The following is a 24667-nucleotide window of genomic DNA, read 5'->3' as shown; positions in this document are numbered from 1 at the left end:
GTCAGCGTCCCCCCTGGCGGGCGATGCGGCGGCCGAAGGCTCGGCGGACCGCGAGGCGCTGCCAGGCGCCGATGATCCCCTGCGGCATCAGCAGCATGGAGAAGACCAGGATCAGGCCGAACGCCATCATCTGGTATTTGCCGGTGACCCGGAAGGCTTCCGGCACGATGGTCAACACCAGCGCGCCGACGATCGGGCCGGCCATGCTGGCGAAGCCGCCGACGACGATGAACACCAGGATGTTGACGGAATATTCGAAGGTGAACACCAGCGGGCTGATATAGCCGAAATACCCGGCGTAGACGCTGCCGGCCGCGCCGGCGAAGAAGGCCGAGACGATGAAGGCGATCAGCTTGCTGCCCTGGACATTGACGCCGATCGAGCTGGCCAGCAGGTCGCTCTCCCGGATGCTCCACAGCACATTGCCGAACCAGGACCGGCTGATGCGGTGGATGACCCAGCAGGTGAGCAGGACGAGGCCGAGCGAGAGGTAGTAGAAGGGGACTTTGTTCAGCGTGCTGAACAGGGTGGCCGGCTGCGGCGGCGGAATGTTGCGGATGCCGTACCAGCCGCCGAACGGATCTTCGAAATAGGCGAAGACACCGGCGACGACCTGGCCGAAGGCGAGCGTCACCAGGAAGAAATAGACGCCCTTGACCCGCAGGCTCAGGCGCCCGACCGGCGCGGCGATCAGGCCGGGGATGACGGCGGACAGCGGCAGGGCGACCCAGAACGGCCAATGGAGGTTCTTGGTCAGCAGCGCGGTCGTCATCGCGCCGATGAACATGAAGCCGGCCTGGCCGAAGGAGATCAGGCCGGTGATGCCCAGCAGCCACATGCTGACCGCCATCACCACGTTGATGCCGATGACGATCGCCACGTGCAGGACATAGGCGTCGTGGACGATCGCCGGCATCAGCACCAGCACGGCGATCAGGGCCGGGACGAACAGGCGGTTCATCGCGGGGCGCGGCGGTTGGGCCGCGGGTGCCGGCGTTGCCTGTCCGTCACGGCCGCGCACGGCGGGACCACGCATGGCGGGACCGCGCGTGGCGAGACCGCGCGCGGCTGCCGTCGCGCGGGTGGCAAAGGCGTGGATCGCCGGCCTTCGCCGGTCATGACGGGATGGCAAGGGCCGCCGGCGGTCATGGCGAGGTGGCAAGACCCTTCGCCGGCGATGACGCGATGGCAGGGACCTCTGCCCACCGTGGTGGGAGCGGCGGGGCCCGCAAGGTGTCGTTTCCGGGCGTTCGGATCAGACATCATAGCCGAACAGTCCGCGCGGCCGCACGATCAGGATCAGCATCAGGATCGCGAAGTCGATGATGAAGGCCAGCTCGCCGCCCAGCAGCGTGCCGGTGACGCTGTCGGCGATGCCGATGAACAGCCCGGCGATCACCGTGCCGGCGATGCTGCCCATGCCGCCGATCTGCACGATGATGAAGGCCTTCAGCAGCGGTTCGGCGCCCATCTCCGGGTCGACGCCGAACACGGAGCCGAGCATGGCGCCGCCGACGGCGGCCAGGGCGGCGCTGATGATGAAGGCGGACACATAGACGCTTTCCGGGTTGATCCCCATCAGCATCGCCGCCTCGCGGTCCTGCTCGACCGCGCGCATGGCGTTGCCAGGCTTGGTGTAGTGCAGGAAGACATAGAGCAGGATCGCCAGCACCGCGCAGACGCCGGCGGCCAGCAGCCGCTGCTTGGCCATGAAGACCCCGCCCAGCTTCACCACGCCCGGCAGCATGGCCGGGATCGCCTGCGGCTCCGGCCCGAAGATGGACCAGGAGGCGGAGCGGATGGCGAAGCTGGCGCCGATGCCGACGATGAAGCAGTTCAGGATGTCGTACTGCAGCGGCTTGAACAGCAGCTTCTGGCACAGCACGCCGACCACCGCCGCCAGGGTGATGGCGCCGAGGATGGCCAGCGGCATCGGCAGCCCCTGGTCGACGCCGATGAACCAGATCGCGAAGGCCGACAGCATCACCAGCTCGCCGTGCACGAAGTTCACGACCCGCATGATGCCGAACAGCAGCGTCACCCCCAGCGCGATCAGCATGTAGATCAGGCCGGTGACCAGACCGCTCAGGACGATCTGCAGCAGCAGCGTGGCGGACAGGGGTTCAGACTCCGGCGGGCCAGGGGACCGTCGCCAGGAAGACCGGCTTGCCGCCCTTGATCACCGACATCGGAATATCGCGGGTCAGCGAGGAATCGATCCCGTAGACCGACTTCATGCCGAACCGTTCCTCACCGAAGATGCCGTGATAGGTGATGGTCCGCATCGCCTCGGCCACCTTCACCGGGTCGGTGGACTGCGCCTTGCGCAGCGCGTCGGCGAACATGAACGGCCAGTCCCACATCAGGAACGCATAGCTGGGGAAGGGTGGTCCGTAGGTCTTGATCCACCAGTCGTACAGCTCCTTCTGACCGGCGTTCTGCGGTTCGGCCAGGGTGTCGAACAGGATGGTGCCCTCGGCGGCGTCCGCGCCGGCGATGTCGACGAAGGACTTCGCGTCGGAGTAGCCCAGCAGGATCTTGCCCTTGTAGCCCAGCTCCCGCAGCGCCTTCACGGCCAGGCCCTGGTCGCGGCCGATGGTGCCGCCGAAATCGATCATGTCGGGGTTCAGCGCCACCAGCCGCGTCGCCACCGGATACATGTCGGTGGAGCCGCGCTTGAAATACTCGTTGCCGACGGTGGTGAAGCCGTTCTTCTCGGAGATCATCCGGCGGTCTTCCGACTCCGTGTACCCCGCCTCGTCGCTCGGGTTCATGTGCGCGACGCGCTTAACCTCGGGGTAGGTCTGCTTGATCCAGGGATAGACGGCATAGGCCGTCTCGTTCGTCGGCTGCACCCGGAAGCTGTAGGGGAATTTCGGCCCCGTCAGGTGTTCCTTGCCCGAGGCGCCGGACATCTGCAGCACCTTCGCCTCGGTCGTCTTGCCGACCACCGGCACGGAATTGCCGGACCCGGAGGAGAACAGGAAGTGGACGTTGTCGGCCAGCATCTTCTCGACGATCGCCACCGCCTCGGCCGGGATGTACTTGTTGTCGTAGAATTGCGGCCTGATGGTGTAGCGGTCGCCGCCGATCATGATGCCCTTGGCGTTGATCAACTCGAACGCGTGTTCCAGCGTCCGCTGGGTGGTGATGCCGGTCGGCGCGGCGGGGCCCGACAAGGGGATGCTGACGCCCAGGACGATGACCTTGTCATCGGCCAAGGCAAGGCGGAGTCCGGACCCCAGGACGAGCGTGCCCGTTCCCAGCGCGAGCAGATCGCGTCGAGCCAACATCATCAGCCGTTTCCTCCAGGTTAGTCTTTCAGGTCATTTTTTGGTGATGCGGATGGTTCTGCCGATGTGGGCCGCTGTCAAGACGGGCTGTCAGGGCTAGCGGCCCGGTCCGTGACCGGGAGCCGCCGGTTCCGGCGGGGAAGATTCAGGCCGGCGCCAGGCCGGCGGGGACGATTCAGGCCGGCGCCGGGCCGGCGGGGAAGATTCAGGCCGGCGCCGGGGTAGGCTCTTGCTGCCGCCCGCGCTTGGGGATAATGCGTCTCCCCAATCGCATCAGGCTGGAGAGCGTTTCGTGTCGGCCACAACCCATGACGATCATCACGATGATCATCACGATCATATGCCAGGTTTCTGGACCCGCTGGCTGTTCAGCACGAATCACAAGGATATCGGCACGCTCTATCTGATCTTCGCGGTCATTGGCGGCCTTGTCGGCGGCCTGCTGTCGATGATCATGCGGGCGCAGCTGGCGCATCCGCACGGCACCATCGTGTCGAGCGGGCAGGAGTGGAACACGATCGTCACGTCCCATGGGCTGCTGATGATCTTCTTCTCGGTCATGCCGGCGCTGATCGGCGGGTTCGGCAACTGGTTCATCCCGCTGATGATCGGCGCGCCGGACATGGCGTTCCCGCGCCTGAACAACATCAGCTTCTGGCTGCTGCCGCCGGCGCTGGTGCTGATCGTCATCGGGCTGCTTCTGGGTGAGTCGGGCACCGGCTGGACGCTGTATCCGCCGCTGTCCAACAGCACCTTCGAATCCGGCATGGGAATGGACTGCACGCTGTTCGCGCTGCACCTCGCCGGCGTGTCGTCCCTGCTGGGATCGATGAACTTCATCGTCACGATCTTCAACATGCGCGCGCCTGGGATGACGATGCACAAGCTGCCGCTGTTCATCTGGGCCGAGCTGGTGACGGCGTTCCTGCTGCTGCTGTCCGTGCCGGTGCTGGCGGGGGCGATCACCATGCTGATCTGCGACCGCAATTTCGGCACCGCCTTCTTCGATCCGGCCGGCGGCGGTGATCCGGTGCTGTTCCAGCACCTGTTCTGGTTCTTCGGCCATCCCGAAGTGTACATCATGATCCTGCCGGCCTTCGGCATCGTCAGCCACGTGATCTCTACCTTCAGCCGCAAGCCGATCTTCGGCTACCTGGGCATGGTCTACGCGATGGTCGCGATCGGCGTGGTCGGCTTCGTCGTCTGGGCGCACCACATGTTCGTGTCGGGCATCGACGTGAACACCCGCGCCTATTTCATGGCCGCGACCCTGGTCATCGCGGTGCCGACGGGCGTGAAGATCTTCTCCTGGATCGCCACGATGTGGGGCGGCTCGCTCGAGTTCAAGACGCCGATGCTGTGGGCGATCGGCTTCATCTTCGTGTTCACCGTTGGCGGCGTCACCGGCGTCGTGCTGGCGAATGCCGGCCTGGATGAGGTGCTGCACAACACCTACTACGTCGTCGCGCACTTCCACTACGTGCTGTCGCTGGGTGCCGTGTTCGGCATCTTCTGCGGCTTCTACTTCTGGATCGGCAAGATGTCCGGCCATCAGTATCCGGAATTCTGGGGCAAGGTGCATTTCTGGCTGTTCTTCATCGGCGTGAACCTGACCTTCTTCCCGCAGCACTTCCTGGGCCTGTCCGGCATGCCGCGCCGTTATCCGGACTACCCGAACGCCTTCGCGGGCTGGAACATGGTGTCCTCGCTGGGCGCCTTCCTCAGCGGCATCTCCACGCTGGTGTTCCTGTATGTCTGCTTCCGGACCTTCACCTCGAAGGAGAAGGTGGCCGATAACTACTGGGGCGAGGGTGCCACGACGCTGGAATGGACGCAGAGCTCACCGCCCGCGTTCCACACCTACTCGGAGCTGCCGCTCATCCGCTAATTCCGGTTGAAGCATCGCGAGTCGGCATGGCAGGAAACTGTCATGCCGACTCGTCGTTTTTTCCTGGCTGCCTCGTTGCCGACCACGCTGGCCCTGACGCACGGCGTCGGGCTCGCCCAGGATGCCGGCTCGTTCGGATCCTTCCTGAAGGGCGTGAAGGCCGAAGCCAGGCGGTCCGGGATTTCCGCCACCACCGTCGATCGTGCCTTCGCCAGCGTCTCCGGTCCAAACCAGAAGGTGCTGGACCGGTACCGGCACCAGCCCGAGTTCACCATGACCTGGGCGCGCTACCGCGGCCTGCTGGTCACCGACAAGCGCATCACCGACGGGCGCGCCGCCTTCGCCGCCAACCGGGCGTTGTTCTCCCGCGTCGAACAGCAGTTCGGCGTCGCGCCGGGCGTGATCAGCGGTATCTGGGGGCTGGAGTCCAGCTTCGGCACCACGATGGGCGACTTTCACGTGATCGACGCACTGGCGACGCTGGCCTGGGAAGGGCGCCGCGCGGCGTTCTTCCGCGGCGAGCTGATGGCGGCCCTGAAAATCCTGGAGAATGGTGATGTCGCCCCCACCGGCATGATGGGCTCCTATGCCGGGGCGATGGGCCAGCCGCAGTTCATGCCCTCCAGCTACCTGCGCTACGCGGTGGACCTGGAAGGCAATGGCCACCGCAATATCTGGACCAGCAAGCCCGACGTGCTGGGGTCGATCGCCAATTACCTGGCGCGGTCCGGCTGGCGTTCGGGCGGGACCTGGGGGCAGCAGGTGCTCCTGCCCGCCGGTTTCGATCCGCAGGGCCGGGATGTGAAGCGGAGCCTGGGCGACTGGGCCACGGCCGGCATCCGTCCGCTGGCGGGCCGCTGGGTGGCGCCGTTCGACGCCGCCTCGGCGATCGTCGCCCCCGATGGGGCGGATGGCGAGGCCTTCGTGGTGTTCGCCAATTTCGCCGCCATCCGCCGCTATAACCCGTCCGATTTCTATGCCATCGCCGTTGGCCTGATCGGCGACGGGATCACCGCGTGACGCGCGGCGTCCGGCCATGACCCGATCCGCCGAGGCTGGATCCGGCCTGGTGGGGTCCGCCTTGATGGGATTTGCCTGGCTGTCTCCGATGGTGGCGGGGCTGCTGCTGTTCGGCTGCCAGGGCCCCGCCCCGACATCCAACCCGCATTACGTGCTGGGCGGGCCGTATCAGGCCGGCGGGGTCTGGCACTACCCGGCCGAAAGCCTCACCCTGGATGAGACCGGCCTTGCGTCGGTGCTGCCGGGCGGGTCCGGCCGGCTGACCACGGATGGTGAGGCGTTCGACCAGACGGCGATGGCGGCCGCCCATGCGACGCTGCAATTGCCGAGCATCGCCCGGATCACCAATCTGGAGAACGGGCTGCAGACCACCGTGCGGATCAATGATCGCGGCACCGGCAATCCCGCTCGGATCGCCGAGGTCACGAGGCGGGTGGCGGAGCTGCTGCGGTTCCCGCCCGACGGGGTGGCACGGGTGCGTGTGCAGGTGCTGCAGGCGGAAACCCGGGCCACCGTCGAGGCCGTGCCCGGCGCGCCGAACCTGGGCGTAGCCGCGGCGCCGCGCGGGGCGGTGGAGGTGGCCGATCTGGCCCCGCCGCCCGGCGTCGCATCAGGCGGCGGCCGCCCGGTCGCCGCCAGTGCCGGTGGTGACACGCCGTCGCTGTCAGCCGGGCCGGCGCCGCCGCTGCGCCTGCCGGAAACGGTATCGCGGACCGCGCCGCAGCCCGGCCAGCTCATGGTCTGGCTGGACACGTTCCAGCAACAATCCTATGCGGCGCAGCAACGCGCCCGGATGGCCGATGCCGGCGCGCGCGTCGTGTCCTTCCGGCAGGATCGCCGGCAGCTGTACCGCACCGAGATCGGTCCGCTGCCGGACGTGGCCAGCGCCGATTCCATCTTGCGTCAAGCCCTGGCGCGCGGGATACCTGATGCCCGGATCGTCGTGAATTAACAGGAGTTTAGGTTTCGATGCTCACCCGCCGTCTCGGCTTGCTGGCATCTGCCGCCATTGCCTTCGGGCCCTGGTCCGCCCTGGCGGAGCAGAGAAAGGTGTCGGCCGCGAGAGGCAGGAAGGCCAAGGACCCGGCCGTCACCGGTTCGCCGGCCGATACGCCGCTGGGACCGGTGGATACCACCGCCCGCTGGGCCTATGGCATCGACTTCGACACCGGCGCGGTCCTGCTGAACAAGCAGGGCGACGATGAGATGCCGCCATCCTCGATGACCAAGCTGATAACGATATACATCGTCTATGACCGGCTGAAGCAGGGTCGCCTGAAGCTGGATGACGAGCTGCCGGTCAGTGAGAAGGCCTGGCGGATGCAGGGTTCGAAGATGTTCGTGCAGATCGGCACCCAGGTGAAGGTCGAGGACCTGATCCGCGGCGTCATCGTCCAGTCGGGCAACGACGCCGCCCTGGTGCTGGCCGAGGCGATTGGCGGGTCCGAGGAGGGGTTCGTCGAACTGATGAACAAGAAGGCGCAGGAGCTGGGCCTGACGCATTCCCACTTCGTCAACTGCACCGGCTGGCCCGACGCCAACCAGACCATGAGCGCGCGCGATATCTGCGTCCTGGCCAGCCGCATCATCCGCGACTTCCCGGAATATTATCATTACGACTCGGAGAAGACCTTCAAGTACAACGGCATCGAGCAGGGCAACCGCAACCCGATGGTGCAGAAGGGCACCGCCGATGGCCTGAAGACCGGCCACACCGAGGCCGGCGGCTATGGCGTGGTCGTCAGCTCCAAGCGCAATGGCCGCCGCGTGATCCTGTGCCTGAACGGCATGAGCACGATGCATGAGCGGGCCGAGGAGTCGGAGCGGCTGATGGACTGGCTGTTCTTCAACTTCGAGGACGTGACGCTGTACTCGGCCGGCGACGTGATCGAACGGGTCCCGGTCTGGCTGGGATCGGAACGGACGGTGCCGATGGTGGCCGGCAAGGACCTGATCGTCACCATGCCCCGGAACTGGCGCCAAAAGGCGGCGGTGAAGATCGCGTATGCCTCGCCGGTGAAGGCGCCGATCGCCAAGGGTGACCAGATCGGCACGCTGACCGTGACCGGCGAAGGCGTCCCGAACATGGAGGTGCCGCTGCTGGCGGCCGAGGATATCACCCGCCTGGGTCTGCCGGGCCGGGCAATGGCGGTCATCCAGCGCTACGTCACCGGCACCTGACGGGCGCCTGACCGTGACGCGCGGCCGGTTCATCACGCTGGAGGGCGGGGAAGGCGCCGGCAAGACCACCCAGGCGGTCCGGCTGGCGGCGGCGCTGGAGACGCGGGGACTGAGCGTGCTGCGCACGCGGGAGCCGGGTGGCGCGCCGGGCGCCGAGGTCCTGCGCGGCATCCTGCTGGATGGCGGGATCGATTGGTCGCCACGCGCCGAAACGCTGCTGCATTTCGCGGCCAGGGCCGAACATGTCGCCCGCACCGTCCAGCCCGCCCTGGAAGCCGGCACCTGGGTCGTCTGCGACCGGTTCTATGACTCCACCATGGCGTATCAGGGATTCGGACAAGGCGCCGACCGCGCGTTCATCGCGGCGCAGATCGGCCTGTTGGGATTCGCCCCCGACCTGACGCTGGTGCTGGACGTGCCGGATGCGGTGGCGGCGGAGCGGACCCGGCGGCGTGGTCTGGCGCCGGATCGCTATGAACGCGAGAACGCCGGTTTCCATGCCCGCGTACGCGACGGTTTCCGCCGGATCGCCGCGGCCGAACCGCGGCGCTGCGTCCTGGTGAATGCCGCCGGTGATATCGAGATCGTGCACGCCGCGATCATGCGGGCGGTGTCGGAGCGCCTGTAACGGCCGTCTGTAACGGCGGCGTCCGGCGCGTGCTGAGACGACCCGCCAGGCGGACCTTCTCAGCTAGCGGACCATCTCAACTAGCGGACCATCTCAAGCCGGCGGGATCATCTCAAACGCAAATCACAGTGCCGGCTCGCTGCTCGGCTTCGCGGGTGATTCGCTCGGCGCGGGGGCGGCGGACGCCGGCTCGGTGATCATCTCGATCCGGCCGGTGATCTGGCCGCCGTCCTCGACCTGCAGGCGGCGGCAACGCGCGGTGCCCAGCACCCGGCCCGAGGCGCGCACGACCAGTGCCGCCTTCGCCACCAGCGTACCGTCGATGGTGCCGGCGATCTCCGCCTCATCCACCTCGACCTCGCCCTTGAACACCCCGCCCGGCGCGATCGACAGTTCCGTCGCGCGGATCATGCTGGCTTCGACGGTGCCTTCCACGACCAGGCGCTCCGCGTCCTGCACCGTGCCTTGCACGCTGATGCCGCGGCCGACCACCAGCGTGCGGCGCTCCGCCGGGTCCTTGACCGGCGGCCGAGCCGGGTTGATGCCGGGTGTGCCGCCCAGCGGGCGGGCCGGCGTCGAAGGCGGCGGGGGAACCGGGTTCACGGCGGAAAACGGGGATTTTGACATCGCTTGTGCGTCCTTCATGGCTGCGGGACGGAACGGCGGGACGCCGAGACCGCTATCGGGGGAGTCGGTGGGCGCCTGGGCGGAGCCGTGATGCGGGGATTCCTGGCCCAGGGACTCATGACCTCGGGGCTCCTGGCCTCGGGATGCCCCGCGTGTCGGCGGCCCTCCGGCTTGCCCGGGCGTCATCCCAGGCGTCGACAAGGGGCCCGGGGATGGGACGGACCCCGCGGACGGGCCGGTCTCGACCGGCGCAGAAGAGGCGGAACGCGGCGTTTCCGGCCTGTCTGCCGTCACGTCAATCGGCTTCTTGCGTTTGAACAATGCATGTGCCCCGGTTGGAACGGCGGTTTGCCTACCATAGCCTCATGTGGACGAACAACGCCCTGTTCCGGTCGCTACGCAATCAAACCGGTCTCGGCGGCGCCGAGCGGGGCATCGGGGCGGCGGCCATGGCGGCGTCCAGCACATGCACCATCGCCGCCACCCCGACCACCGGGATCAGCAGGTTCGCCAGGGGGACATAGGCTGCCAGCGCCAGCACGCCGCCGGTCAGCAGCACGCTCCAGCGGCGGGCCTGGTAGAGGCTTTCAGCCGACTCCCGCGGCATCCGGCGCATCGCCACCGCGACGAACAGGCCGCGCCCGATGGCATAGGCGGCCACCATCCAGCCCAGCACCAGCCCGACGCCGGGGATCAGCAGCGCCAGCACCAGCGCCACGATGTTCATCGCCAGCACGCGCAGCGCCACAGCCAGCCCGTCCCAGACCTGTTCCAGCAGCGGCGCGGCATGCGGCGGCGGCAGCCACGGATAGTAGCGGCGCTCCACCGCGAAGGCGATGCGGTCGAAATACAGCGTGCCGATGGCGGCGGCGACCGGCAGGAACAGCCAGAACGCCAGCAGCGCGGCGCCGATCGAGCCCAACAGGTCCGCCATCCAGGCCAGCCAGCCGTGCAGGTTCAACAACCAGTGTGCCGTCGCAATCGCCCCCGCGTAGAGGGCCACGAAGCAGACCACCGACCAGGCGACGCAGCGGACCAGCACGCCCAGGAACACCGGGTCGTCGAGCTGCGCCAGGGCCCGCATGACGGGCGCGAATGGCGAGGCGGAGGGGGGAGGAGCCATGCCAGCCTCGTTACCGCGACTCCGGGCCGGCTTACCAGTAACGGATTGGCCAGTAACGGATTGGCCACCCGCCGGCTCGTGCTGAACGGGCTCGTCCTGCCGCCGGCATGGGTCGACGCGGGCGCGGAAGGGATTATGCTCCCGACCATCCCAAGCGGACGTCCGAGGAAACCATGCCATACACGCCGTCGCCGCACGTCACCCAGAACTGGACTTTGACAAAGCCGTCGGCCACCGGCCGGCGCGGCATCGTCGTCTCTCAGGCGTCCAGCGCCGCGGAGGCGGGCGTCGCGGTGCTGGATGCCGGCGGCAACGCGATCGACGCGGCGGTGGCCACCGCTCTGGCGCTGGCGGCGGTCGAACCCTGGAACTCCGGCCTGGGCGGCATCGGTTTCGCGCTGGTGCACCGCGCCGGGCAGGCCAGGGCCGAGGTGGTGGATTTCGGGCCGGTCGCGCCGCGCGCGTTGAACCCGTCCCTGTTCAAGCTGACCGGCCGCACGACGCAGGACTTGTTCGCGTGGCCCGAGGTGGAGGGGGACACCAACATCCACGGCCCGCTGTCCTTCGCGATTCCCTCGGCGACCGCCGGCTATGCCCATATGCACGCCGCCTGGGGCAAGCTGCCGCTGTCCGAGGTGATCGCGCCGGCCATCGCCCTGGCGCGCCGGGGGCTGCCGCAGGACTGGTACACCACCCTGAAGGTGGCCGCCTCGGCCGCCGTGCTGCGGAACTATGAGGAAAGCGCCCGCATCTACCTGCCCAACGGCCTGCCGCCCATCGCGCCCTATCAGGGCACGCCGGGCTTCTTCCGCCTTGGCCGCCTGCAGGACACGCTGGAGCAGCTCGGCCGAGCCGGCCTGCGCGACCAGTATGAGGGGGAGGTTGCCGCCGCGCTGGCGGCGGACGTGAAGGCGATGGGCGGCGTGCTGTCGGCGGAAGACCTCCGGCAGTGCCAGGCCCGCGTGCTGCCGGCAACCGACGTGCAGTGGCGCGGCCGCACCTTGCAGACCGCCGGCGGCCTGACCGCGGCGCCGACCATGGCGCGGGTGCTGGAGCAGATGCGCGACGCGCCGTACGGCAAGCATCCCGACGCGGCCTGGTATGTCGCGCTGGCACGGGCGATGAAGACCGCCTATGCCGAACGCCTGGCCGGGCTGGGCGATGCCGATCCGCTGGCCGCCGAGACCTGCACCACCCACCTGACCGTCTGCGACCAGGAAGGGACGATGGTGGCGATGACCACGACCCTGCTGTCCTCCATGGGCAGCCGGGTGGTGCTGCCGCAAACCGGCATCCTGCTGAACAATGGCGTGATGTGGTTCGATCCGCGGCCGAATCAGGCCAACTCGATCGCCGGCGGCAAGCGCCCGCTGACCAACATGTCGCCGATCATTCTGAAGGATGGCGACCGGCCCTGGCTGGCGGCCGGCGCCTCTGGCGGGCGGCGCATCCTGGCGGCGGTGACCCAGATGATGACCTTCGTCGCCGATTTCGGCATGAGCCTGGACCAGGCGGCGCATCACCCGCGCATCGACGTCTCCGGGCCGGATCACGTATCCGCCGACCGCCGCCTGGCGCCGGAGGTGATCGAGGCGCTGCGCCAGGACGGGCCGACCGAGGTGGTGGAGCACGGGGTGATGCCGATCAACTTCGCCTGCCCGAACATGATCGCGCAGGGCGCCGACGGCACGCGGCAGGGAATCAGCGACGCCGCCTCGCCGTGGTCGGCCGCCATCCGCCAGGCATAAGCAACACACTCCCCGAAAGGGCCGTCCGATGGATTTTTCACTTTCCGACGTCCAGCAGCAGATCCGCGACGAGATCCTGCGCCTGTGCACCCGCTTCGATGAAGGCTATTGGCTGAGGCACGAGAACGAGGCGACGTTCCCTACCGCGTTCTATGATGCGATGGCGGCCGGCAACTGGCTGGGCATCGCCATGCCGGAAGCCTATGGCGGCGCCGGGCTGGGGATCAGCGAGGCGGCGGTGATGGCGCAGGCGGTGGCCGAGTCCGGCGCGGCCATGAGCGGCGCCAGCGCCATCCACATGAACATCTTCGGCCTGAACCCGGTCGTGGTGTACGGCACCGAGGAACAGAAGCGGCGCATGCTGCCGCCGATCATCCAGGGCAAGGACAAGACCTGCTTCGGCGTCACCGAACCCAATGCCGGCCTGAACACGACCGAGATCACCACCCGCGCCGAGCGGCATGGCGACCACTACCGGATCAACGGCACCAAGATCTGGACCTCCACCGCGCAGGTGGCGAACAAGATCCTGCTGCTGGCGCGCACCACGCCGCTGGACAAGGTGAAGCGCAAGTCGCACGGCATGACGCTGTTCTATACGGACCTGGACCGGTCCGCCGCCGAGGTCCGGTTGATCCACAAGATGGGCCGTCACGCTGTCGATTCGAACATGGTGTTCTTCGAGGATATGCGCGTGCCGGTGGAGAACCGGATCGGTGAGGAGGGCGAGGGGTTCAAGGCGCTGCTGCACGGTCTGAACCCGGAACGGGTCCTGATCGCCGCCGAAGCCATCGGCATCGGCCGCGCCGCCCTGGCTCGGGCCACGCGTTACGCCCGCGAACGCGTGGTCTTCAACCGGCCGATCGGCCAGAACCAGGGCGTGCAGCACCCGCTGGCGAAGAACTGGGCGGAGCTGGAAGCGGCCAACCTGGTGATGATGAAGGCGGCCTGGCTGTACGACAACGGTCAAGAATGCGGCGCCGAGGCGAATGCCGCGAAATACCTGGGCGCCGAGGCCGGGTTCCGGGCGGCGGAGCAGGCGGTGATGACGCATGGCGGCATGGGCTACGCGCAGGAATACCATGTCGAGCGGCTGTTCCGCGAAAGCGTCCTGCCACGCCTGGCGCCGGTCAGCCGCGAGCTGGTGCTGTGCTATATCGCCGAACGGGTACTGGACCTGCCGAAGTCCTACTAGAGAGCGCGATCGCCTGAAGCCGGCGGTTGGAAGGCGTGAATCGCGCTCTCGAATCAAAGAGGTTAAAGCGCGATCGCCTGAGGCCGGCGGTTGCGGAAGGCGTGCGCTACGCGCTCGCATCGAACGGGAACAGGTCGGCGAATCGCGGCGGGGAGCCGAAGGACCGTCCCGCCGCGCGCCAGACCCGCATGATGCGCTCCCGCCCGTCCTCGGTGATCGGCGGGGGTTCGCAGCGGTCCCAATCCTCCCGATGGTGCGCGCGGGGCTGGTCGCCAGGTTTCAGCGCCTGCGGCTGGGCAAACCCGGCCAGGACCGCGTCGTCGAAGGGGACGCCGGCCAGTGACAGTATGGCCCGCAGGGTCTGTTCCGGCTGCGTGATCAGGTCCTCGAAGAAGACCAGGGCGCCGATATCGGCGAATCCGGTGTCCAGCATGTCATAGACGTCCGCGACGTCATGCCAGACATCCTGCTGCCGCCAGCCGATATAGCGCTCCCAGGACAGCACCACATCCCAGGGATTGCGCAGGCTGGTGATGAACAATGATCGCGGAAAGGCGGATTTCATCACGCGCCAGTACCATTCCACCGGGAAACCGGTCGGGGTCTTGCGGCCGTCCTGCCAGACCCAGCTGATCAGCTTCGGCAGCCCGCCGGGCTTGTGGAACCAGAACAGCCGGTCGGACGGTTCCAGCGCCATCAGCGTGGTGCGGATCGCCGCCCCGGCAAAGGCGTAAGGGTCGCTGAAGCGTTCCTTCGAGGGCAAGGCCGATTCGAACGCGCCCGCCGCGACGCCGAAGATCAGGCCGCTGGTTTCGTTCAGTGTCTGGATCTGCGGATGGCGGTTGAAACAGGCTTCCAGCAGCGTCGTTCCGGACCGGCCAAGTCCGATCAGGGTGAGCGGGCGGGCGATATTGGTTTCGTTCGGCACGATCGCTTCAGGTCCTGTCCTGTCATACGAGCTGGCGCGGAGTCTGGCTCATCGCGCGTCCCGCCGTCATGGCGGCCGCAGACCCGCCGTCCCGGGCTTTCCGCCGCGCATCCGATCCCGCGGCCGTGCCCTTGCGGCAAAGGGTGGATGACCGGCGCGGGCCCGCCATGACGGGAAGGAGCGGCGCAGCGGCCGGCATCGATGCCGCCCTGGTATCAGTCGGCACCGATGGCCGCCTGCCGGCCGTGGTCGTTGACCGGCTGGCCGACCATGGGTCGAGCGACCGAAGCCGCGGACAAGCCAGCCCGGACGGCGCCTGCCGCCCGCGGGACGGTCCGGCCGCGGCCGCCCCGGTCGGAACCCCCTTGGTCGGAACTCCCCTGGTCGGAACCCCCCTGGTCGGAACCCCCCTGGTCGCGGCCCCTTAGGTGATGGCTTCCCTGGTCGCGGCCCCCTTGGTGATGGCTCCTTGAGCCGTCGCTCACCGGGCCATTGCCGCCCTGGGCCAGCAGGCCGATATAGTGCCGCAACGACCCGATCGCGACCTCCACCCCCAGGGCGGACTGCAACGCCACGCGCAGGGCCCGCAGCAGCGGGAACGCCGCCGGATCCGCGCTATCGCCGGCATGCATCCAGTGCGCGAGCCCGGACGACACGTCGCCGGCCGCCACGGCGTCCTGCACGGCGGGGTGGCTCGCGAGGTAGGTGGTCTCGTCGACGATCCGCGCCTGTTCCAGGCAGCGCAGCGCGGTGGTGGCGTCGCGCGCCGCCAGCGCGAGGCGGAACATCAGCGGCATCATCTCCCGCAGACCGTCCAGTTCCAGGACCTTCTGCTCCAGCACCCGCAGCACGGTGGATGCCTGCATCGCGCTCAATGCCGGGTCGCGCACCAGCGCCTTCAGAAAGCGCACCTGGCCATGCGTGGGCTGCTGCTCCGGCTCACGGCTCCAGGTGCGAAGGAAGCCGGTGATCGCATCGTCCAGGCGCCCGGTCGACAGGTCGATCAGCGCGCCCAGCAGCACCACGTCGAGTTCCGCCGCCGGCTCCGCCTCGGCCCGGGTCCGCGGGGCCAGCGGCGGCATCAGGACCGGCGGCACGGACTCGCTGCGGGCCGCCCGCTCCGCGGCAAGGATGCGCATCGCATCGGCCATGGCGGGTGCCTTGCGGGCCAGGGCGTATTCCTGCACCAGGCCGGCGTAGGCGGCCGTCGTCACCGGCTCATCGGCGATCCGGTGCAACAGCACCGCCTCGGGCTGCTGCGACATCCACCACAGGAAGTAGTTCCGGTTGTGCTCCTGCGCGCGGCTGCCGGCGACGACCGACACGACATCCTTCCAGGCCCGCGGCTGTTGCGCCACGTCGATGGCGCGCAGCACCCGGTTCCAGTTGCGCAAGCGGGAGGTTCCCGAGATCATGCTGGGCCGGCCGGTCTCGTACAGCAGCAGGGGCAGGGGACACACCTCGATCCGCATCCCGGCCTGCGCCGCCTTCGTGTACAGCTCGAAATCCTCGAAGCCGACGCCGTAGGCCTCGGTGTAGCCGCCCAGCCGGTCCAGCGCGGTGCGGCGGATCAGGGCGGTTGCGCCACCGAACACATTGTCGAACGGTGTCGCGGCCAGCGGCCCACCGCCGACGATATGGCTGATCTTCTCGCGGAACAGTTCCGGGCTGCCATGCGCCTCATGCCGGCGCGCCTCGTTCATGTACAGATACAGGCAGTTGACGATGTCCGCCCCTGTCGTTTCGGCGGCGGTCACCAGCGTGGATACCAGGTTGGGCAGCGCGATGTCGTCGTCGTCCAGGAACAGCAGGTAATCCGAGCGGCTTTCGCGCATGGCGGTGTTGCGCGCGGCGCCGAGATATCTGTTCTCCTGACGGACCAGGCGCGCACCGAGGCGCGACAGCAGGGGCTGCAGGCGGTCGAGCGCCTGCAAGGTCGCCGGATCGCGGGAGCCGTCGTCGACCACCAGGATCTCGATCGCCGGATAGGTCTGCATGGCCAGCGACATCAGCGCGTCGTACAGCTTGGCCGGTCGTTCAAAATGGGTAATGGCGGCGGTCACCCGCGGCCGCCGCGCCGCCGGCTTCCGGGCGGTGCGCGGGGCGGATGCCGGCGGGTTGGCGTGGAAGTCGAGCCATTGCCGCGCGGTTTCCGCCGGGGCGATGGCCAGCCGGGCGGGCGGCAGGCCGCTGGCGACGGCTTCCGACAGGCGCGCGGCCAGGCCCTGGCGCGTCATTTCGCAGGTCAGCACCGGGATCAGGGCCGGGTTCAGCAGTTCCGGCGTGCCGCCGCCGTTCGAGCAGATCAGCGGCTTGCCGGCCACCGCCGCCTCCACCACGGCATAGGGGCTGTTCTCGAAGCGCGAGGCGACCACGACGACGGAGCGTTCATTCTCCGCCAGGTAGCGGCCGGCGGCGATCCGGTCGCAGTCCGGCATGATCCGCATCCGGAACTGCCAGTGTCGCGACCGCCGAGTCAGATACAGTGCCGAAGGCTCGCCGTTGATGACGCTGAACCCGCCCAGGAAGGTAACCCGCACATCGGCCGCGGCCAGCTCGTCCTTCAGCAGGTCCAGCGCGTCGCAGAACTGTACGATGCCCTTGCGTTCCTCATGCCTGGCAAAATAGATGATTTCATTCGCGGGGATTCCGGCCGCGCGGCGGGGACGCCCGGGCAGCACGCCGGTCAGATGGGTGCAGATATTCTGCAGCACGCGCCTGCGGCTTTCCGGCGGCATCCGCCACCCGTGCTCCTCCATCCAGGTCAGCATATAGGCGCTGGGACTGACCAGAACGTCCGCTCGCGCAACGGACTCGCGCTCCAGCTGGTCGATCTTCAGCTGGTCCTCATGCAGCAGGGGATAGTCGTTGGCTTCCATGGCCCAGCGCGTCGGTCCATGGGCCTGCACCACCAGCGTCGTGTCGGCAAAGCCCAGCCCCTGGCTCTTGGCGGCGACGGTCGCGTAGCCCAGGCCGCGATAATCGTGGAAATGGATGAAATCATACGGCTCCTCGATCCCGGCCAGGATGCGGAAGATGGCGTAGGACCGCTTCTCATAGGTGAACGGCTCCCAGACCTGGTCCGCCAGCTTCGGATCCAGCAGGCGGATGCCGTGCGCACCGTAATAGGCGATCATGTCGGCCGGTGGAGCGCCGCTTTCGGGAATGTAGACGATATCGACATGATGCCCGGCGTGCCGCAGCGCCAGCGCCAGTTCGTGAAATGCCCCGCCGATCCCGCCGGTGCCCTTGCCGTAGGATAATTCCTCGGTAACCAGACAGATCCGCGCCCGCTTGCCGTTCATGCCTCGCTCCACGCCTTCACCGGGACTGCCCTTGGACGCCACGTCCCGCTGGGGAAGTGCCTCATCGGGACCGGTATCCAACCGGCGAGGATCGTCACGGCAGCGACACGGCCGGGTGTGGGCGCGGCGACCGGGTTGCCGACCGCGGCACGGTTCTGTCGGACCGACCGTTACTGGAGGTTGCTCATCGCAGGTTAATACAACCGTAACGGGCGTCCGTGGTGCGTGTCAATCCGTAATCGAGGGTTGAAACGAGGCTCGCAATGCCTGCTCAGTCGACTCCCACCGCCGCGCCCATCGTCTCCCCGATCGGCTGGTTCAGCACCAGGTCGGCGATCTCATCCAGCCCGGTCGGCTGCAGGTTCACGATGGCCAGCCTGGCGCCGTTCCGCTTTGCCAGTTCCGGAAAGCCGGCGGCGGGATAGACGACCAGGGAGGAACCCAGCGAGATGAACAGGTCGGCCATCAGTGTCTCCCGCTCCGCCAGCCGCATCGCCTCCACCGGCATCGACTGACCGAAGGAGATGGTGGCGGTCTTCACCCAGCCGCCGCAGGCGCAATGGGGCACGATCCCGTCCTGTTCGAAATCCACGCGCAGCGCCTCGATCTCATAGCGGGTGCCGCAATCCAGGCAGTGGGCATAGGTGGTGTTGCCGTGCAGCTCGATCACCTTGCTGTCTGGGATGCCGGAATCCTGGTGCAGCCCGTCGATGTTCTGGGTGATGACGCAGGATGCCTTGCCCGACCGGATCAGCTCCGCCACCGCGCGGTGGCCGCGGTTGGGGGTGGCCATGCGCCATGTCTCCTCCATCTCGAACCGGCGGCGCCATGATTCGCGCCGAGCGGCGTCGGAGCGCATGAAGTCGGAGAAGTCGATGGGCCGCTGCTTGGTCCAGACGCCGCCGGGGCTGCGGAAATCCGGGATGCCGGATTCCGTGCTGATGCCGGCGCCGGTGAACAGCACGATCCGATCCGCATCCCGGATCATCCGGGCAAGCTCGACCTGTTCTGCGTCCATGCGGCTGGTCCTTACGGCTTGGGGCGGCGCCCCCATATTAGCCACCGTTCAGGCCGGAAGTCAGGGGTACGGACATGGCGGAGCGGAAGATGTTGCGGTTGGGCGCGTTCATGCGCCCGGTGGGAATCCACACCGCCTGGTGGCGCTATCCCGGCGCGTATCCGGACGCGAACTTCAATTTCAAGCACTTGGCGCGATTCGCCCGGACGCTGGAGCGCGGCCGGTTCGATGCGTTCTTCATGGCCGACCACCTGGCGGTGCTGAACATGCCGATGAACGCGCTGATGCGCAGCGCCACCAACACCTCCTTCGATCCGCTGACCCTGCTGCCGGCGCTGGCGGTGGTGACGGAGCGGCTGGGGCTGATCGCCACCGCCTCCACCACCTTCAACGATCCGTATCATATCGCCCGCAAATTCGCCTCGCTGGACCATATCAGCAACGGTCGCGCGGGCTGGAACCTGGTGACGACGTCGAACCCCGACGCGGCGCTGAATTTCGGCCTGGATGAGCATGTCGAGCATGGCGAGCGCTATGAGCGCGGGCGCGAGTTCTACGACGTGGTCACCGGGCTTTGGGACAGCTGGGCGGACGATGCGTGGAAGCGCGACCAGGAAAGCGGCATCTTCTTCGACCCCGACCGGCTGCACGTGCTGAACCACAAGGGCAGGCATTTCAGGGTCCGCGGGCCGCTGAACCATGCCCGGCCGGTGCAGGGCTGGCCGGTGATCGTGCAGGCCGGCGCGTCGGAGGCCGGCAAGCAGATCGCCGCCGAAACGGCCGAGATGGTGTTCGCCGCCGGCGGCCCGATCGCCGGTGCCCGCGATTTCTATGCCGATGTGAAGGGCCGCATGCCGGCGCTGGGGCGCGATCCGGACCATCTGAAGATCCTGCCCGGCGCGCTGGTCGTCGTGGGCGAGACGACGCAGGAGGCGCAACGGAAGAAGGACCTGCTGGACAGCCTTGTGCATCCGGACAGCGGCATCGCCTCCCTGTCTATCGCGCTGGGCACCGATGCGTCGCAGTTCGACCTGGACGGACCGTTGCCCGACATTCCGGAAACCAACCAGAGCAAGTCGGGGCGCCAGCGGGTGATCGACCGCGCGCGGCGGGACAATCTGACGGTGCGGCAGCTGGCGCAGATCGTCGGGGGGTATGGCGGGCTGTCGATGGTCGGCACGCCGGCGCAGATCGCCGACACGATGGAGGAATGGCTGTTCACCGACGCCTGCGACGGCTTCAACGTGATGTTCCCGTATGTGCCGGGCGGGCTGGACGACTTCGTCACCATGGTGGTGCCGGAGCTGCAACGGCGCGGCCTGTTCCGCACCGACTATGAGGGCACGACGCTGCGGGAGAATCTGGGGCTGCCGCGGCCGAGGAACCGGTTCTTTCCGGAGTGACGAAGACTGGTCGAGCAGACGGGGAATCGGGGAGTATCGTCGAGGATATCCATCGCGTGCGTGGCGGACGTGTCGCCCGGAACGGTGGTGAATCCGCTTATGGAAGCTAGAAAGCGTGCGATACATTCTATCGGGAGATCGGCAACGTCCGCTCCAAGCAGGTGCAGTGCGACGAAATCTGGTCCTTCATTCATGCCAAGCGGAAGAATGTCGCCAAGGCGAAAGTTGCGCCGGACGGCGCTGGCGACCGGTAGACCTGGATGGCGTTGCATGCCGACAATAAGTTGATCATCAGCCTCCTGGCAGGCGGCTGTGATGATCGACGCGGCTGCGAACAAGCCGAACTGGCCTCGGATGTATTTGTTTCGTGAAACCGAAGGTGTCTCAAGCTTCGCACTTTCAAAGTGAGCAACTACCATTCTCCCAGCCTGCTCGCGCGCGTGACGATATAGGCGAAGCCGTCACGAGAACGGAACGGAGACCTGGTTCATGCCTTCGGGCGCGGGTGATCGGTCTCGGCTGCATCCCGGATCGCCCCCACGATCCACTCGTTGAGGCTCTTGCCAGCCGCCGCTGCCGCGATGACCGCTGCCGCATGGTCATCGGGGCTGAGACGGACGTTGAACCTGCCGGAGAATGTCCGGCGCGGCTCGATGCGCTTCTCCCGGCACATGTCCAGATAGACGGCCAGGGATTTGCGGCCTTCCGCGATCAGGTCATGGACGTTTTCCGCATAGAAGTCAGCGCTGCCATTCAAACCGACAAACTCACCGCGCAGCATCCGGATCTCTGGATCGAAGGCGATGACCGCCTTCTCGCCATCGATCTCGACGACATTGTTCATGGCTTCACTCCGTATTGGTCCAACCACTTGCGGATACTGGCGATGGCGCCCTTGTCCGTATCCGGCGACGGGTGCGGACGGTGAAAGACGCGAACCTCTCCGAACAGGAAGACACCTATTCGAGATCCCTCCCGTTCGCTGATCTCCGCGCCAAGAGCCACGAACAATGCCTCGATGTCAGCCCAGCGGATCGACCCGTTCACCGGGCGGGCGTAAATCCGTTCCAGCGTGGCTTGGTGGCGCTTTTTCACGCGCAATGGTATCAGTATCTGATACCATTTTCAAGCGGGACCCTGCCCGCGCCCGTCACCCCGTCCATCGTCCCGCCCACGCGCCACCGTTCCGTCCGGTGGCCAAGACGCCTATACTCGGCCGCTCCGCCACACGATGGACCGCGATGATCAACCTGATGCACCAAGGGGCCGCCTGAGTGTCCGCAACGCCGCTTGCCGGACTCCGTGTCCTGGAATTCAGCCACACCGTCATGGGTCCGACCGCCGGGCTGATCCTGGCGGAGCTGGGTGCCGACGTGATCAAGGTGGAACCGGTGCCGAAAGGCGACCACACCCGCGGCCTGGGCGGGTTCGCCGCCGGCTTCTTCGCCGCGTTCAGCCGCAACAAGCGCAGCCTGGCCGTCGACCTGAAGAAGCCGGAGGGCCAGGCGGTGATCCGCGCGCTGGTGCCGACGGTCGATATCGTGCTGGAAAACTACGGCCCCGGCACCATGGAACGCCTGGGCTGCGGCTACGACACGCTGGGTCCACTGAATGAGCGGCTGATCTACCTGGCGCTGAAAGGCTACCTCGCCGGACCGTACGAACACCGGCCCGCGCTCGACGAGGTGGTGCAGTTCCAGACCGGCCTCGCCTTCATGACCGGCCCGGTCGGTCAGCCGCTGCGCGCCGGCGCTTCCGTCATCGACATCATGGGCGCGGTGTTCGGCGTGATCGCCGTGCAGGCGGCGCTGCGCGAACGCGATACCACCGGCAAGGGCCAGCGGGTCAGCTCCGCGCTGTTCGAAAGCGCCGCCTTCCTCATGAGCACCCACATGGCCGGCATGGTCGCCACCGGGCTGGAGGCTCGGCCGATGCCCGCCCGCCGCGGCGCCTGGGCGATCTATGAGGTGTTCAAGACCGCCGGAAACGGCCAGCTGTTCATCGGCGTGACCTCCGACCAGCAATGGGCCCGCTTCGTCGAGGAATTCGGCCTGCAGGACCTCGCTGCCGATCCGCGCCTGGCCACCAATGTGATGCGGCTGGCCGAACGGTCCTGGCTGATCCCGGCCTTGCAGGAGACCATCGCCCGCTATCCGCAGCAGGAGGTGCAGGCCCGCTGCGAACGCGCCAACGTCTCCTGGGCGCCGGTCGGGCAGCCCGGTGACCTGTTCACCGATCCGCACCTGCTGGCGACCGGCGGGCTGCTGGACGTCATGATCTCCCGCCTGGGCGGCCCCACGGGCACGCCGGCCAAGCTGCCGGCGCTGCCCATCGAGTTCGGCACCGAACGGGCCCGGCCGGGTATCCGCATGCAGTCGCCGCGGATGGGGGAGCACACCGAGGCGGTGCTGCGGGAGGCCGGATATACGCCGGAACAGGTGGCGAGGCTGGAGGCCGCCGGCGTCGTTGTCACCGCAAGAGATTGATTTTAAATCCTATCCAAGTCGGCAATGCTGCCGTCCGGTGACCGGCGTTTCGGCCCGGCGGGTCTGCGGCTATGATCGCGCGCGGCGTCGCCGCCTGGCATCCTGCCTTTCATCCTGGGGGACATCATTTCCAGAACGCTCGTGCTTGCCGTCGCGAACCAGAAGGGCGGCGTCGGCAAGACCACCACCGCCGTGAACCTGTCCGCCGCGCTGGCGCTGGCCGGGGTGCCGGTGCTACTGATCGACATGGACCCGCAGGGCAACGCCTCCACCGGCCTGGGGGTGGAGCGCAGCGAGCGCTACAACGGCACCTACACGCTGCTCATGAGCGGGCGGCCGGACAAGGAGACGATCCGCTCCACCCAGGTGGCGAACCTGTCGCTGATCGCTTCCGACATCGATCTGGCCGGATCAGAGGTCGAGCTGGTGAATACCGAGAAGCGGGAGTTCCACCTGAAGCGGGCGCTGGGCGGCTCGCCGGTGTTTTCCGGCTATCGGGTCATCCTGCTGGACTGTCCGCCCGGCCTGGGCCTGCTGACCTTGAACGCGCTGGTCGCCGCCAACGGGGTGATCGTGCCCTTGCAGGCGGAATTTTTCGCCTTGGAGGGAATCAGCTCGCTGATGCATACGATTGAGGCCGTGCGACGGCGCTTCAATCCCGGGTTGAGGCTGGCCGGCATCCTGTTGACGATGTTCGACCGCCGCAACAGCCTGTCCGGCCTGGTGGAGAAGGATGCGCGCGACCATTTCGGAGACTGGGTTTTCGACGTGATGATCCCCCGCAACGTCCGCGTCTCGGAAGCGCCGAGCCATGGCAAGCCGGTGCTGACCTATGATGGGCGGTCGGCTGGTGCCGAGGCCTATGCGGCGCTGGCCGAGGAGGTGATGCGCAAGGAATCCATCACGATTCAGCAACAGACGAGTCCGTCATGAGCAAAGTTCCCCCCCGTCTCGGCCGCGGCCTGTCCGCGCTGCTCGGCGATGCCAATCTGCGGCCGAATTCGGACCAGGGCACGATGGTCGTCCGGACGCCGGTCGATCAGATCGATGCAAATCCGTTCCAGCCGCGCATGGCGTTCGATCAGGAGGAGTTGCAGAACCTGGCGGATTCGATCCGTACCCAGGGCCTGCTGCAGCCGATCCTGCTGCGCACCAGCCCCGAGGCGATCGGACGCTATCAGATCGTCGCCGGCGAACGCCGGTTCCGCGCCGCCGTGCTGGCCGGCCTTACCGAAATCCCGTCGATCCTGCGGGAGACCTCGGACAGCGACGCCGCGATATTGGCGCTGGTGGAGAACCTGCAGCGCCAGGACCTGAACGCGATGGAGGAGGCCGAGGGCTACCATCGCCTGCTGGAGGAATTCAACCTGACGCATGAGACGCTGGGTTATGCCGTCAGCAAGTCCCGCGCGCATATCGGCAACGTGGTCCGGCTGCTGAAACTGTCGGACCCGATCAAGGACAGGGTACGGGACGGGACGCTCTCCGCCGGCCATGCTCGCGCGCTGATCAACGCACCGGACCCGGATTCGCTGGTGGACCAGATCCTGCGGCAGGGCATGTCGGTGCGGCAGACCGAGGCGCTGGTGGCGAAGAAGATCGCCGCCCGTGGTGCCCCGCCAGCGCCGAAGCGCAAGAGCCTGGACCTGAGCGACATGGAGCGGCGGGTGTCGGACGCGATCGGGTATCGCGTCAGCATTACCACCAACCGCAAGGGCGGCGGCGATGTCAGCATCAGCTTCAGCGACCTGTACCAGCTCGACGATATCGTTGACCGGCTGACCCGCGAATCCGGTACGCCGGCCGTGGCCCTGCAATCGTAAA

The 24667-nt window shown here is 67.4% G+C and carries 22 protein-coding genes; 11 read left to right on the top strand and 11 right to left on the bottom strand.

Annotation, left to right across the window (positions count from 1 at the left end; all coding sequences use genetic code 11):
- Position 1: 1 nt before the first annotated feature.
- The 3 genes from VHC04_RS04450 to VHC04_RS04440 all read right to left on the bottom strand — a co-directional run bounded on the left by VHC04_RS04450 (position 2) and on the right by VHC04_RS04440 (position 3296).
- Entirely contained in the window at positions 2-961 is a 960-nt protein-coding gene (locus VHC04_RS04450; RefSeq protein WP_325678384.1) for a branched-chain amino acid ABC transporter permease, read from the bottom strand.
- 294 nt (positions 962-1255) lie between these two features.
- Positions 1256-2080, bottom strand: a complete 825-nt coding sequence (locus tag VHC04_RS04445) for a branched-chain amino acid ABC transporter permease (RefSeq protein ID WP_325679046.1) — start codon at positions 2078-2080, stop codon at positions 1256-1258.
- A 43-nt stretch (positions 2081-2123) separates the two neighbouring features.
- Positions 2124-3296, bottom strand: coding sequence for an ABC transporter substrate-binding protein (locus tag VHC04_RS04440; protein WP_325678382.1), 1173 nt, complete (start codon positions 3294-3296; stop codon positions 2124-2126).
- Positions 3297-3633: 337 nt separating this feature from the next.
- On the opposite strand from VHC04_RS04440, the gene ctaD reads away from it, so the two are divergent.
- The 5 genes from ctaD to tmk are packed head-to-tail and all read left to right on the top strand — an operon-like array spanning position 3634 to position 9010.
- The gene (ctaD, locus tag VHC04_RS04435) at positions 3634-5181 is read left to right on the top strand and encodes a cytochrome c oxidase subunit I (RefSeq protein WP_325679044.1); all 1548 of its coding nucleotides are present in this window, start codon (positions 3634-3636) and stop codon (positions 5179-5181) included.
- Positions 5182-5223: 42 nt separating this feature from the next.
- The gene (locus tag VHC04_RS04430) at positions 5224-6201 is read left to right on the top strand and encodes a lytic murein transglycosylase (protein ID WP_325678380.1); all 978 of its coding nucleotides are present in this window, start codon (positions 5224-5226) and stop codon (positions 6199-6201) included.
- 16 nt (positions 6202-6217) lie between these two features.
- Entirely contained in the window at positions 6218-7153 is a 936-nt protein-coding gene (locus VHC04_RS04425; protein WP_325678378.1) for a septal ring lytic transglycosylase RlpA family protein, read from the top strand.
- Between the two features lie 17 nt (positions 7154-7170).
- Complete coding sequence (locus VHC04_RS04420) at positions 7171-8382, top strand: D-alanyl-D-alanine carboxypeptidase family protein (protein WP_325678376.1); 1212 nt, start codon at positions 7171-7173, stop codon at positions 8380-8382.
- A 13-nt stretch (positions 8383-8395) separates the two neighbouring features.
- Positions 8396-9010 carry a dTMP kinase gene (gene tmk, locus VHC04_RS04415; protein WP_325678374.1) on the top strand — a complete coding sequence of 205 codons (615 nt, stop codon included), beginning with the start codon at positions 8396-8398 and terminating at the stop codon, positions 9008-9010.
- 123 nt (positions 9011-9133) lie between these two features.
- Here the strand turns inward: tmk and VHC04_RS04410 are convergent, their stop codons facing one another.
- Together VHC04_RS04410 and VHC04_RS04405 are read right to left on the bottom strand one after the other, a co-directional pair.
- Entirely contained in the window at positions 9134-9637 is a 504-nt protein-coding gene (locus VHC04_RS04410) for a bactofilin family protein (protein WP_408903775.1), read from the bottom strand.
- 403 nt (positions 9638-10040) lie between these two features.
- A complete protein-coding gene (locus VHC04_RS04405) occupies positions 10041-10760 on the bottom strand; it encodes an EI24 domain-containing protein (RefSeq protein WP_325678372.1) in 720 nt (239 codons plus the stop codon).
- Positions 10761-10933: 173 nt separating this feature from the next.
- On the opposite strand from VHC04_RS04405, the gene VHC04_RS04400 reads away from it, so the two are divergent.
- Positions 10934-12508 carry a gamma-glutamyltransferase gene (locus VHC04_RS04400; protein WP_325678370.1) on the top strand — a complete coding sequence of 525 codons (1575 nt, stop codon included), beginning with the start codon at positions 10934-10936 and terminating at the stop codon, positions 12506-12508.
- 28 nt (positions 12509-12536) lie between these two features.
- Positions 12537-13703: an acyl-CoA dehydrogenase family protein gene (locus VHC04_RS04395; protein WP_325678368.1), complete on the top strand. Its 1167-nt coding sequence runs from the start codon at positions 12537-12539 to the stop codon at positions 13701-13703.
- A 106-nt stretch (positions 13704-13809) separates the two neighbouring features.
- Here the strand turns inward: VHC04_RS04395 and VHC04_RS04390 are convergent, their stop codons facing one another.
- From VHC04_RS04390 to VHC04_RS04380, 3 genes are all read right to left on the bottom strand, one after another.
- Positions 13810-14631, bottom strand: a complete 822-nt coding sequence (locus tag VHC04_RS04390) for a sulfotransferase family protein (RefSeq protein WP_325678366.1) — start codon at positions 14629-14631, stop codon at positions 13810-13812.
- A gap of 215 nt (positions 14632-14846) precedes the next feature.
- Positions 14847-18017 carry a glycosyltransferase gene (locus VHC04_RS04385; RefSeq protein ID WP_325678364.1) on the bottom strand — a complete coding sequence of 1057 codons (3171 nt, stop codon included), beginning with the start codon at positions 18015-18017 and terminating at the stop codon, positions 14847-14849.
- Positions 18018-18207: 190 nt separating this feature from the next.
- Positions 18208-18954 (bottom strand): SIR2 family NAD-dependent protein deacylase, encoded by a 747-nt coding sequence (locus tag VHC04_RS04380; protein WP_325678362.1) that lies wholly within the window; start codon positions 18952-18954, stop codon positions 18208-18210.
- 74 nt (positions 18955-19028) lie between these two features.
- On the opposite strand from VHC04_RS04380, the gene VHC04_RS04375 reads away from it, so the two are divergent.
- The gene (locus tag VHC04_RS04375) at positions 19029-20357 is read left to right on the top strand and encodes an LLM class flavin-dependent oxidoreductase (protein WP_325678360.1); all 1329 of its coding nucleotides are present in this window, start codon (positions 19029-19031) and stop codon (positions 20355-20357) included.
- Here the strand turns inward: VHC04_RS04375 and VHC04_RS04370 are convergent.
- The 3 genes from VHC04_RS04370 to VHC04_RS04360 all read right to left on the bottom strand — a co-directional run bounded on the left by VHC04_RS04370 (position 20288) and on the right by VHC04_RS04360 (position 21458).
- On the bottom strand, positions 20288-20776 hold the full coding sequence (locus tag VHC04_RS04370) for a hypothetical protein (protein ID WP_325678357.1): 489 nt from the start codon (positions 20774-20776) through the stop codon (positions 20288-20290). The two genes, VHC04_RS04375 and VHC04_RS04370, sit on opposite strands and share 70 nt — an antisense overlap.
- A 68-nt stretch (positions 20777-20844) precedes the next feature.
- On the bottom strand, positions 20845-21201 hold the full coding sequence (locus tag VHC04_RS04365; protein ID WP_325678355.1) for a type II toxin-antitoxin system HicB family antitoxin: 357 nt from the start codon (positions 21199-21201) through the stop codon (positions 20845-20847).
- Complete coding sequence (locus VHC04_RS04360; protein WP_408903774.1) at positions 21198-21458, bottom strand: type II toxin-antitoxin system HicA family toxin; 261 nt, start codon at positions 21456-21458, stop codon at positions 21198-21200. The genes VHC04_RS04365 and VHC04_RS04360 overlap by 4 nt, the downstream gene beginning before the upstream one ends.
- Positions 21459-21631: 173 nt before the next feature.
- Between VHC04_RS04360 and VHC04_RS04355 the strand changes: the two genes are divergently transcribed.
- The 3 genes from VHC04_RS04355 (at position 21632) to VHC04_RS04345 (ending at position 24666) form a co-directional block, all read left to right on the top strand.
- Positions 21632-22843: a CaiB/BaiF CoA transferase family protein gene (locus tag VHC04_RS04355; protein WP_325678351.1), complete on the top strand. Its 1212-nt coding sequence runs from the start codon at positions 21632-21634 to the stop codon at positions 22841-22843.
- 141 nt (positions 22844-22984) lie between these two features.
- A complete protein-coding gene (locus tag VHC04_RS04350; protein ID WP_325678349.1) occupies positions 22985-23776 on the top strand; it encodes a ParA family protein in 792 nt (263 codons plus the stop codon).
- Positions 23773-24666, top strand: a complete 894-nt coding sequence (locus VHC04_RS04345; protein ID WP_325678347.1) for a ParB/RepB/Spo0J family partition protein — start codon at positions 23773-23775, stop codon at positions 24664-24666. Before VHC04_RS04350 ends, VHC04_RS04345 begins: the two co-directional genes overlap by 4 nt.
- Position 24667 lies beyond the last annotated feature (1 nt).

The sequence above is a fragment of the Rhodopila sp. genome, assembly GCF_035548095.1.
GTDB lineage: Bacteria > Pseudomonadota > Alphaproteobacteria > Acetobacterales > Acetobacteraceae > Rhodopila.
This window is presented reverse-complemented; position numbering and strand designations above follow the sequence as displayed.